General features: G+C 58.3%; 9 protein-coding genes. 7 read left to right on the top strand and 2 right to left on the bottom strand.

Annotation, left to right across the window (positions count from 1 at the left end):
- The first annotated feature begins 44 nt into the window (after window positions 1-44).
- The 3 genes from infB to preA all read left to right on the top strand — a co-directional run bounded on the left by infB (window position 45) and on the right by preA (window position 3,895).
- Entirely contained in the window at window positions 45-2,186 is a 2,142-nt protein-coding gene (gene infB / locus ABIQ96_RS15680) for a translation initiation factor IF-2 (protein ID WP_348215559.1), read from the top strand.
- Window positions 2,187-2,293: 107 nt separating this feature from the next.
- Window positions 2,294-2,674: a 30S ribosome-binding factor RbfA gene (gene rbfA / locus ABIQ96_RS15685; RefSeq protein WP_348215560.1), complete on the top strand. Its 381-nt coding sequence runs from the start codon at window positions 2,294-2,296 to the stop codon at window positions 2,672-2,674.
- Window positions 2,675-2,767: 93 nt separating this feature from the next.
- Window positions 2,768-3,895 carry an NAD-dependent dihydropyrimidine dehydrogenase subunit PreA gene (gene preA / locus ABIQ96_RS15690; protein ID WP_348215561.1) on the top strand — a complete coding sequence of 376 codons (1,128 nt, stop codon included), beginning with the start codon at window positions 2,768-2,770 and terminating at the stop codon, window positions 3,893-3,895.
- Window positions 3,896-3,964: 69 nt separating this feature from the next.
- Here preA and ABIQ96_RS15695 read toward each other — a convergent pair whose 3' ends face one another.
- Both ABIQ96_RS15695 and ABIQ96_RS15700 read right to left on the bottom strand, forming a co-directional pair.
- On the bottom strand, window positions 3,965-4,717 hold the full coding sequence (locus ABIQ96_RS15695; RefSeq protein WP_348215562.1) for an MgtC/SapB family protein: 753 nt from the start codon (window positions 4,715-4,717) through the stop codon (window positions 3,965-3,967).
- Between the two features lie 17 nt (window positions 4,718-4,734).
- Window positions 4,735-5,070: an SLBB domain-containing protein gene (locus tag ABIQ96_RS15700; protein WP_348215563.1), complete on the bottom strand. Its 336-nt coding sequence runs from the start codon at window positions 5,068-5,070 to the stop codon at window positions 4,735-4,737.
- A 159-nt stretch (window positions 5,071-5,229) separates the two neighbouring features.
- Here ABIQ96_RS15700 and ABIQ96_RS15705 point away from each other — a divergent pair, with 159 nt between their 5' ends.
- The 4 genes from ABIQ96_RS15705 to ABIQ96_RS15720 are packed head-to-tail and all read left to right on the top strand — an operon-like array spanning window position 5,230 to window position 10,993.
- On the top strand, window positions 5,230-6,729 hold the full coding sequence (locus ABIQ96_RS15705; RefSeq protein ID WP_348215564.1) for a CoA-acylating methylmalonate-semialdehyde dehydrogenase: 1,500 nt from the start codon (window positions 5,230-5,232) through the stop codon (window positions 6,727-6,729).
- A 6-nt stretch (window positions 6,730-6,735) separates the two neighbouring features.
- Window positions 6,736-8,169, top strand: coding sequence for a dihydropyrimidinase (gene hydA / locus ABIQ96_RS15710; RefSeq protein WP_348215565.1), 1,434 nt, complete (start codon window positions 6,736-6,738; stop codon window positions 8,167-8,169).
- Window position 8,170: 1 nt separating this feature from the next.
- Entirely contained in the window at window positions 8,171-9,646 is a 1,476-nt protein-coding gene (locus ABIQ96_RS15715) for an NCS1 family nucleobase:cation symporter-1 (protein ID WP_348215566.1), read from the top strand.
- A 12-nt stretch (window positions 9,647-9,658) separates the two neighbouring features.
- A complete protein-coding gene (locus tag ABIQ96_RS15720; RefSeq protein ID WP_348215567.1) occupies window positions 9,659-10,993 on the top strand; it encodes an aminotransferase class III-fold pyridoxal phosphate-dependent enzyme in 1,335 nt (444 codons plus the stop codon).
- Window positions 10,994-11,228 lie beyond the last annotated feature (235 nt).

The following is an 11,228-nucleotide window of genomic DNA, read 5'->3' on the forward strand; positions in this document are numbered from 1 at the left end:
TTATTTCCACTACATCACTTCCACGAACTCTGCAGACAAGCCGGATGCCCGAAAATAGCGACAGCTCTCCAAAAAAAACCAAGGTTCTCGATCTACTCGATACGACCAAGAAACCTTCGCGCCGCGAGCGCCAGCGCAAGGAGGCTGAAGTCATTCCGCCGGCCCCAAGCGCCTTGGATGAAAAGAAGGCCAACGCGCTCGATCTTTTCACCGACGAAAAGAAACCGAAAGTCCGCAAGACCGCACGCACCGGCAAAGCGGTGATCGGCACCATTTCCAAGATTCTCGACCAAGAAGATGAAACCGTGAAAGCGGCGGAAATCGCCGCCGCTCCTGTGCCGGCAGCAGTTGTTAGTCCGCAAGCGGTCGCTGAGGTTCCTGCCGATGACGAGGTTTCGGACGATCCGAAACTGATCGTCATCAAGCCCCCGATCCTGATTCCTGATCTGGCCGCCCGTCTCGGGTTGAAGCCGTTCAACATCATGGCGGACCTGATCAAGATCGGCGTCTTCCCTGCTCCTAACCAACCGTTGGAGCCGGACATCGCCGCGAAAGTCTGTGAAATCCACGGCTTCGTCTTCGAACGCGAAAAACGCGACAAGGACAAGGGATTCCACAAGGTTGAGGAAGTCATCAAAGAGCCGGAAGCACCGGTGGAGGAACCCGAGGATCTTCTCAAGGACCGTCCGCCGATCGTTACCATCATGGGTCACGTTGACCACGGCAAGACCTCGATCCTCGACTTCTTCCGCAAGTCCAAGGTCGTCTCCGGTGAGGCCGGCGGCATCACGCAGCACATCGGCGCCTATCAGGTCATTCACAACGACCAGGAAATCACTTTCCTCGACACTCCGGGCCACGCCATTTTCTCCGACATGCGCGCCCGCGGCGCTGACATCACTGACATCGTCATCATCGTAGTCGCTGCGAACGACGGCATCATGCCGCAGACCCTTGAGGCGATCAAACACGCCAAGAAGGCGAAGAAAACCATCATCGTCGCCATCAACAAGTGCGACCTTCCGTCCTCTAACGTCGATCGGGTGAAATCCCAACTCGCCGAGAACGGTCTGCAAACCACCGACTTCGGTGGTGATACCGAGTTCGCCGAAGTTTCCGCCCTAACCGGCAAGAACATGGGCAACCTGCTGGAGCTCATCGCCCTTCAAGCCGAAGTTCTCGAACTCAAGGCCAATCCGAAGGCCACCGCACGCGCCGCCGTCATCGAAGCCCGAGTCGTTCCCGGCCGCGGCACGACCGCGACGGTCATCGTCGAGTCCGGCACCCTCAAGGTCGGCACGCCTTTCATCTGCGGTCCCTACGCAGGAAAAGTTAGATCACTCATCAACGACCGCGGTGTGGCAGTGAAGACCGCCCATCCCGGGATGCCGGTCGAAGTCATCGGTTTCGAGGAACTTCCCAACGTCGGCGACCATCTCACCGAGATGAAAACCGAGCGCGAGGCGAAAGCCCTCGCCAGCGAACGTCAGGAAGCCCAACGCCTCACCCGTCTCAAGCCCCAGCACCGCAACCGGATGGAGGACCTCTATTCGATGGTTCGCGACGGCGGCGGCAAAGCCCAGCTCAAGCTCATCCTCAAGTGCGACGTGCAGGGTTCCGTAGAGGCCATCAAGAAAGCGGTGCTCGCCATCACTTCCGATAAAGTTGAGTCCTCCTTCATCACCGCTGCGGCGGGCCCCATCACCGAGTCTGATATTTCCTACGCAGCCTCGACCGACGCGATCATTCTTGGTTTCAACGTCAAGGTGGAAGCCAAGGCCGTGAAATCCGCCAAGGCTGCGGGAGTGGAAGTGAAACTCTACTCGATCGTTTACGAACTCATCGATCAGGTGCGTGAAGCGATGCTCGGCCTGCTGGAGCCACTTACCCGCGAGACCGTCATCGGCCACGCGGAAGTCCGCCAGATCTTCAAACTCAACCGTGGCCGTGTCGCCGGATCGTTCGTCATGGACGGCCGCATCCATCGCAAGGCCCACGCCCGCGTCATCCGCGGTGGCATCCCGGTCTTCGACGGCCGCATGTCCACGCTCCGCCGCTTCAAGGATGAAGTCGAGGAAGTCCGCACCAACTTCGAATGCGGTATCCGCCTCGGCGAATTCAACGAATACGAGGAAGGCGACATCATCGAGTGCTACAAACTCGAGAAATACGCGCAAACGCTCTAAGAAGTTGATGGTTGGAAGTTGAGAGTTGATAGCAGGAAGGAGCGACTCCCCGGCACCTCACTCTTCCCTTTCAATCAACCATCAACTCTCAACCATCAACATCTCCCATGTCCCGCCGTCTCGATCGAGTCAACGAACTCCTCCGCCGTGAAATCGGCAGCGTCATTCAGAAAGATTATGAATGGCACAACCGCCTTGTCACCGTCAGCGACGTCGAGGTCACCCAGGACCTCAAGGAAGGCAAAGTCTGGATCGGCGTGTTAGGCGGCGAGGCGAATTCGGTGATTGTGAAGCTGAACAAGGACCACGGGGCCATCCAGTCCAAGGTCATGAAGCGGGTGGTGCTCAAGTCCACTCCCGTCCTACGCTTCCATCACGACGCCTCCGCCGTCCGTGGCGTGGAAATTGTCAACCTTCTCGAAGAAGTGGACAAGCTCCCGAAAGCGTTGGAAGAAGATCTCCAGGACGGCGGATCACCCCTTCAGTAAGTCGGCTGCAAGCGGCTCCGGAAGTCATTGATTTTTGGCTTTCGGCATGAATCCAGCTAACGTAGGATCTTTCGATTCTAATTCTGGAAAACCATGAGCACCCTTGAAACCACCGTTGACGGCCTGAAGTTCAAAAACCCCTTCGTGATCGGCTCCGGACCTCCGGGTACCAACGTCAAGGTCATCAAGCGCGCCTTCAAGGAAGGCTGGGGCGGCGTCATCGCGAAAACTGTTAGCCTCGACTGTTCGAAAGTCGTCAACGTCGGTCCACGCTACGCCAAGCTCATGGCGGGCGACGGCAAGGAAGTCATCGGCTGGGAAAACATCGAACTCATCAGCGACCGGAAGTTCGAAATCTGGCTCGACGAATTCAAGGAAGCCAAGGACGAATGCCCCGACGGCATCCTCATCGCCTCAGTGATGGAGGAATACAACAAGGACGCTTGGTGCGAAATCATCGAGCGCTGCCAGGACGCGGGAGTGGATGCATTCGAGCTGAATTTCTCCTGCCCCCACGGTTTGCCCGAACGCAAAATGGGTGCAGCCATGGGTCAGGACCCCGCCATCCTTGAGGAAGTCTGCGGCTGGGTCATGGGCGTTTCAAAAATCCCGGTCTGGGCGAAAATGACGCCCAACATCACTCACATCGAGGAACCGACCGCCGCCGCCCTGCGTGCCGGCTGCCACGGTGTCAGCGCCATCAACACGATCCGCAGCGTCATGGGAGTGAACCTCGAAACCCTCAGGCCCGAGCCCACCGTCGAAGGTTACACCACTCCTGGAGGCTACTCTTCGAAGGCGGTGAAACCGATCGCACTGCGCATGGTCATGGAGATCGCCCAGCTCATCAAAAAAGATTTCCCCGGCCGCACTCTATCAGGACTCGGCGGTGTGGAAACGGGAGCCGATGCTGCGCAGTTTATTTTGCTAGGCAGCGATACGGTGCAGGTCTGCACCGGCGTCATGAAATTCGGCTATGGCATGGCCAAGGATCTCTGCGAAGGTCTGCTTGAATTCATGGAGGGAAAAGGTTTCGACACCATCAGCGATTTCAAGGGCCTCAGCCTCCCCTATTTCACCACCCACGCCGAACTCGTCCGCATGCAGACCTCCCGCAAGGCCGAGGAAGCCGCCGCCAAGGAACGTGCGAGCATGGTCAAGAACGACGCGGAATGGGATGGCGATGATTTCGTGAAGCAATCGAACGAACTGTCACGCTGAGCCAAAGTGGCTGGAGCATCCCTGCTCCAGACCGTGCAAGGAGCTTCCAGCTCCTTCACTGCCGCCGTTTCAACTCTGAAACGAAATCCTCCTGACTCCGGGCAACACTCGGATCACTCCAGTGATGGTGTCCGAGAAAACCACCGTTCCCCGGCGTTTGTAGCGCAGGTGGAACGTCGCATGGCAGCGGCCCACCTCCAGGTCTTCCTCGATGTCGATGCCCTTCACCTTCACGCCTAACGGCATGAGTACTTCCACGATCTTGTCCACCGAACACTCCGAGGTTGCAAACGAAACACCGATGTCCGAGTACCAGTCGTTTTTGATCATCGATTCCACGTGAGGAATCACCATCAGGATCAACATCGAGACAGCCGTCGCCAACAGTCCGATGCCGATGGCTCCGGCCCCAAACGCCAGTCCGATGATGGTCACAAACCACAGTGTCGCCGCCGTCGTCACACCCCGGATCAGGTGGCTGCTTTGGCGGACGATCACCCCGGCACCGAGAAATCCCATGCCTGATAGAACCCCGGCGGCGAGTCTCGCCGGATCGGGATGCCAACCCACGGGACCGTTTTGGTTTACAAAGCTCTGAAGGTAGAATCCGTCCGATATGATCATCGCGATGCAGGCGGACAAGCAGACGAGCAAGGTCGTCCGCAATCCAGCCGCACGGCCGTGCCGCTCGCGCTCGATCCCAAGCAAGCTTCCCGCCACTCCGGCCAAAGCAAGCCGGACAAGGATGTCCGGGTTGATTCCCTTGAGGAAATAACCGGGAAAATCAATCGTGGCGGCAAGAGCAGGGCAGAAAATGATCATGATGTCTTAATGGCGGATCAGCGGCCGAGCAGGTTTTTCTGAGGTACCTCGATGGTGTCGTCAGGCTGAACCAGGATCATTTTCGCTTTGTCGTCATTGAGGTTATAAGCCGTTGCTGTTCCATTTCTCAGAACTTTCACCCGCCGCATGGATCCGAATTGGGTGACTCCCCCCGCATCCTGGATGGCGGCGAAGATCGTCAGGTTCTTCCTCCACACCACCGGCCCCGGACGGCGAACCTGGCCGCCAACGTTCGCAACGGTGGTAGTCTTGCCGGGCGGTACTCGGGGCGGCGGCTCGGCGGCACTGAGTGGAAACATCGCCAACAGCGCCATGGTTAGGATGGTTCTCATGATTGAGCAATCATCCCCAATTCATTGGGAGCGTAAACTCAAAACCTCGCGGGAGATCCCGACTCCACGTGCGACTTATTTCGGGTTAAGGACTTGCCGGAGTGGCACGGAATGCGCTGATATAGCTCCTATCGTGCCAATCCCCGTTTCATCAAATCCATGAGTGCCTCCGAAAACCAAATTTGCCCGCTCTACGCCGGAGGAAAATGGATCACCCCCACCGGGAAATCCGGAAGTTCCGTTTTCAATCCGTCGCGAGGAACCGTCATCGCCAGTGTCCCCATGTGCGGCCCGGTGGAGGTGGATATGGTCGTCGCATCTGCCAAGGCCGCTTTCCCCGCCTGGCGTGACACACCGCCGAACGAACGGGCGCAGGTCTTGTTCCGGGTCAAGATTTTGTTAGAAGACACTTTCGAGGAGCTTTGCCTCGGCATCGCGACCGAGCATGGAAAAACCCTATCAGAAGCCCGCGGAGATCTTCGGCGCGGCATCGAAGTGGTGGAATACGCCTGCGGCATCCCCACCCTGCTGATGGGTGAGAGCCTTGAAAACATCGCCCGCGGCATTGATTGCCACACCGACCGCCATCCGCTCGGTGTCGTTGCGGGGATCTGCCCGTTCAATTTCCCCGCGCTGGTCCCAATGTGGATGTGGCCCATCGCCATCGCCTGCGGCAACACCTTCGTCCTGAAACCGAGCGAAAAAGTCCCCCTCACCATGCAGCGAGTCGTGGCTCTGTTGGAAAAAGCCGGACTACCTCCCGGCGTGATGAACATCGTCCACGGTGGCCGCGAGTGCGTGGATGCTATCCTTGAACATCCTGACGTCAAGGCGATCAGCTTTGTCGGCTCGACTCCAGTTGCTCGCGAAATCCATCGCAAGGGAACGCTTAATGGCAAGCGCGTGCAGGCTGCCGGTGGTGCAAAGAATTTCATCATCCTAATGCCCGACGCCGATGTGGACCGCACGGTGGAAGCGGTGAAGGACGGAGCATTCGGCTGCGCTGGAGAACGCTGCATGGCGGGTTCCACCGCTGTCGCCGTCGGTGATGCGGGGGATAAACTTCTGCCTGCTCTTGCCGATCTGGTGAAGGCCATGAAAGTCGGCCCGACCGATGTTAGATCTTCACAACCGGACATGGGGGCCGTGATTTCCGCCGAGCACAAGACCCGGGTCTCCGGCCTGATTGATGCGGGCGAACGTGGTGGAGCCAAAATTCTGGCAGACGGACGCGCGACCAAGGTGGATGACGCCCCGGAAGGATTTTTCCTCGGACCGACCTTGATCGACCATGTGGAAGAAACCAATCCATTGATGGAGACCGAAGTCTTCGGTCCTGTTCTAGCAGTCATGCGGGCGAAAACCCTCGACGCCGCCATCGCCGCTGCAAACCGTCAGGCATTTGGCAACGGTGCCGCGATTTTCACCAACTCCGGCAAGGCCGCCCGCGAATTCCGCCGCAACGTGAGTGCAGGCATGGTCGGTATCAACGTCGGTGTTCCCGCGCCCCTCGCGTATTTTCCGTTCAGCGGTTGGAACGATTCGTTCTTCGGCGACCTGCACATCCAAGGCAAGGAAGGCGTCGAATTTTACACCCAGCGGAAAACCACCACCACCCGCTGGTTCGGTTTTGGCGATGGCGAAATCTGGGCGAAATAACAGGTTATGAGTTTGCTCATCAAAAACGCCACCATCGTCAACGCGGACGCGCAGTTCACCGCAGACATTCTTTGTCGTGACGGATTGATCACTGAAATCGGTCCCGATCTATCGGCTCCGGCGGATTCCGAAATCATCGATGCCACTGGAAAATTGGTCTTTCCCGGATTCATCGATCCGCACGTGCACATCTATCTGCCGTTCATGGGCACGTTCTCGAAGGACGACTACGTGACCGGCAGCAAGGCCGCACTGATGGGCGGCACGACGACTCTCATCGAAATGTGCTGCCCGTCCCGCAGCGATGATCCGCGCGAGGCGATCCGGCTGTGGAAGAGCAAGGCAGCCGGGATTTCCTCTTGCGACTACACGTTTCACATGGGTGTTACCCGCTTTGATGATGGAACCGCCGACGCGCTCAAAGCCATCGTTGCCGAGGAAGGCATCACTTCATTCAAGGTCTTCCTCGCTTACAAAGGCGCGTTCGGCATCGAGGATACGGAACTCTATCAGACTCTCTCGCTGGCCAAGGAGCTGGGTGTCGTCGTCACCGCCCATTGCGAAAACGCGGACCTCGTTTCGGAAACGCAGAAGAAGCTCGTCGCCGAGGGCAAGACCGGCCCCGAGTGGCATGAGCCTTCACGCCCGATCACGGTCGAGGCGGAAGGCTGCCACCACCTGATGACCTTCGCCGAGCTAACAGGAGCCGAGGTTTACGTCGTTCACACCAGTTGTATCCCCGCGGTGGAAGCCATCGTCGATGCCCGGAAACGCGGGGTGAAGGCATGGATCGAAACTGTCGCTCCCTATCTCACGCTCGACAGCAGCTACGCCGAGCTGCCGGATTTCGAGGGGGCCAAATACGTCATGAGCCCGCCGATCCGTGCGAAAGAGCATGGCGACTTCCTCTGGAAATGCATCGCCGACGGCACTGTCGACACCGTGGGCACCGACCACGCGCCCTTCGATTTCTCCCCGCAGAAACACATGGGCCACCCCGATACCGCGAAATGTGTGGACGCCAACGGGCAGCCCAGCGGCAAGGCCGGAAACTTCACGCTCATCCCTAACGGCATCCCGAGTGTCGAGGAGCGGGTAAAACTCCTCTACTCCGAAGGTGTCCGCGGCGGAAAGATCGACCTCCAGACGCTGGTCCGCTGCGCCAGCACACAGGCAGCGAAAATCTTCGGACTTTATCCGCGCAAGGGCGTCATCGCAGTCGGCAGCGATGCGGACATCGTCATTTGGGATCCGCAATGGAGCGGGAAAATTTCCGCTGCCATCCACTCGATGGCCACCGACTACTCCGCCTTCGAAGGTCGCGAAATCCAAGGCCGCGCGGAACTCGTCACTCTGCGCGGAAAGATCATGGTGCGCGATGGCCAATGGACCGGCGAAACCGGTTGGGGAAATTTCCTGCACCGCGAGCCCAAGTCCTGACATGCACTCGCCACGCACCGCCGACCAGAATCTCATCAACGAGGATCTCGCTCCCGTCCCGTCGGATAAGCGCACATGGTCGATGTGGAGCTACGCCGCGCTGTGGACTTCCATGGCCGCGTGCATTCCCACCTACATGCTCGCATCCTCGCTGATCACCGCAGGCATGAACTGGTGGCAGGCAGTCCTAACGGTATTTTTGGGAAATGTCATCGTGCTGATCCCGATGATGCTGAATGCCCACGCCGGGACCAAATACGGCATCCCCTTCCCCGTCTATTGCCGCGCGTCCTTCGGCACGCTCGGAGCGAACTTGCCGGCGCTTTTGCGCGCGCTCGTCGCCTGTGGCTGGTTCGGCATCCAGACTTGGATCGGTGGCGATGCCATTCACAAGATCCTCACCGTCTTCATGCCGTCCCTGGCGAAAGGAACCGAAATCCCATTCCTCGGCATCACCGGCAGCCAGCTCGCGTGCTTCCTCTTCTTCTGGTCGATCAACATGTGGGTCATTTACCGTGGAATCCACACGATCCGCCTGCTGCTCTCTATCAAGGCACCGCTGCTCGTCGCCCTTGGTCTGCTTTTGCTCTGGTGGGCTTATAACAAGGCGGGCGGCTTCGGCCCGATGCTTGCCGCCCCCTCCGCCTTCGATCCGGGTCAACCGCAGGAGGGAAAGTTCCTTTCGGTCTTCATTCCATCTCTAACGGGAATGGTCGGTTTCTGGGCCACGCTTTCGCTGAACATTCCGGACTTTTCCCGTTACGCCCGTTCCCAAAAGGACCAGATGCTCGGTCAGGCGATCGGCCTGCCCGCGACGATGGCGCTCTATTCGTTCATCGGAGTGGCGGTGACTTCCGCGACATTGGTGATCTTCAAGGATATTGAAAAACCTCTTTGGGATCCGGTGCAGGTGCTCACCCGGTTCACGAATCCAGTGGTCCTCGTCGTGTCGATGCTTGCGATCTGCGTCGCCACCCTGGCCACCAACATCGCCGCCAACGTGGTAAGCCCTGCGAACGATTTCGCCAACGTCGCGCCGAAGAAAATTTCCTTCCGCACCGGTGGCTTCATCACCGGCATCATCGGCGTGTTGATGATGCCATGGAAACTTCTCGCGCTTCCCAGCGGCTATATATTCACCTGGCTCGTCGGGTACAGCGCACTGTTGGGCCCCATTGCGGGGATCATGATTGCCGATTACTTCGTCATCCGTCGCTGCAAGCTGAACACGGAAGATCTCTATCGATCAGAGGGCATTTACCGCTATCACTCCGGCTTCAGTTATGCGGGCATCGCAGCTCTCCTCCTGGCGGCCCTGCCGTGCCTTCCCGGCTTCCTGGTCCAGATTGGCGTCGTCGCCAATACCCACCCGACCTTCACCGCCATCTATCAGCAGGCTTGGTTCGTCGGATTCGTCATCGCCTTCGTGTTGTATCTCGTTTTCCGCAAACTTTCGCCCACGGCGATCAAACTCTAACTCACCACCCCAATGCCCCAGCTTCCTCCGTTCGACTACACCCCGATGCCCTACACGGGTCCCTCACCCGAGGAGATTCTCGCGTTGCGCAAGCAGTTCGTGAACCCGGCGATTTTCCACTATTACAAGAAGGCGATCGCGATTGTCGAAGGGAAGGCCCAATACCTTTTCGATGAAACCGGCCGTCGTTACCTCGATGGTTTCGGCGGCATCGTCACCGTCAGCGTCGGTCATTGTCACCCGGAAGTGTTGGCGGCTGCGACGCTCCAGAACGAGACGATCAACCACACCACCACGATCTATCTGAATCCCGGAATCGCGCTTTACGCGAAGGAGCTTGCCGCGAAGATGCCGGGCAACCTCAAGGTCTGTTATTTCGTGAACTCGGGCTCCGAGGCCAACGACCTCGCCATCCTGATGGCCCGCGCCTACACGCAGAACTACGATGTCGTCGCCCTGCGCAATGCCTATCACGGCGGCAGTCCGAGCGCGATGGCCCTAACATCGCATCATACTTGGAAATACAATGTTCCGCATTCCCACGGCGTCCATCACGCGATGATGCCGGACAGCTATCGTGGTCCGTTCGGCATGGACGATCCGGATGCCGGGAAAAAATACGCGGCCGACATCGGTGAAACCGTCCGCTACGCCACTTCGGGAAAAATCGCGGCGTTCATCGCCGAATCCATCCAAGGTGTCGGCGGCACCGTCGTTTTCCCCGATGGCTATCTCAAGGAAGCCTACGCCCAGGCCCGCTCGTTCGGCGGACTATGCATCGCCGATGAAGTGCAGGCGGGCTTCGGACGGACCGGCACCCATTTCTGGGGATTCGAAACGCAGGGAGCCATGCCCGACATCGTGACGATGGCGAAGGGCATCGGCAATGGTTGTCCTCTAGCAGCCGTGATTACCACTCCGGAGATCGCGCAGGTCCTTGCCAGCCGCATCCATTTCAACACCTTCGGCGGAAATCCGGTTTCGATGGCGCAGGGCCGCGCCGTGCTGCGCGTGATCGAGAAGGAAGGTCTTCAGAAGAACTCGCTTGAGATCGGTGCTTACCTAACCGCCGGCTTCCACAAGCTCGCGGAAAAGCATTCCATCATCGGCGAAGTGCGTGGCAAGGGCCTGATGTTAGGAGTGGAACTCGTCAAAGATCGCGCCACCAAGGAACCCGCCTCAGCCGAATGCGCCGCGGCTTTCGAAAAATGCAAGGACCTCGGGCTGCTCATCGGCAAGGGCGGGCTGTTTGGCAACACGCTTCGCATCAAGCCGCCGATGTGCATCCATCAGGCCGACTCGGATTTCATGCTCGAAGTCATCGACGAAGCGCTCGAAGGAGTTTGAAAGAATTTGAACCGTGAATTTCGCGGAGGACGAGGATGGGATTATGATGCCTTGGACTTCATTTCTAAAATCCTGATTTCCGGCGAAATCCGCGATTAAAAATCGTCTTAGACCGTTTGCCAGAATAGATTGCCGAAACCTGTTCCCGGTGATGAGCCTCGTTTCGCTGTCCGGAGTTCAATCTTTAGATTGCCTCTTCAAGAGCACGGTAAACCGTGAACTCCGGACCGCTCTC

Origin of the sequence: Luteolibacter sp., from assembly GCF_039920825.1 — a bacterium.
Classification (GTDB): Bacteria; Verrucomicrobiota; Verrucomicrobiia; order Verrucomicrobiales; family Akkermansiaceae; genus Luteolibacter.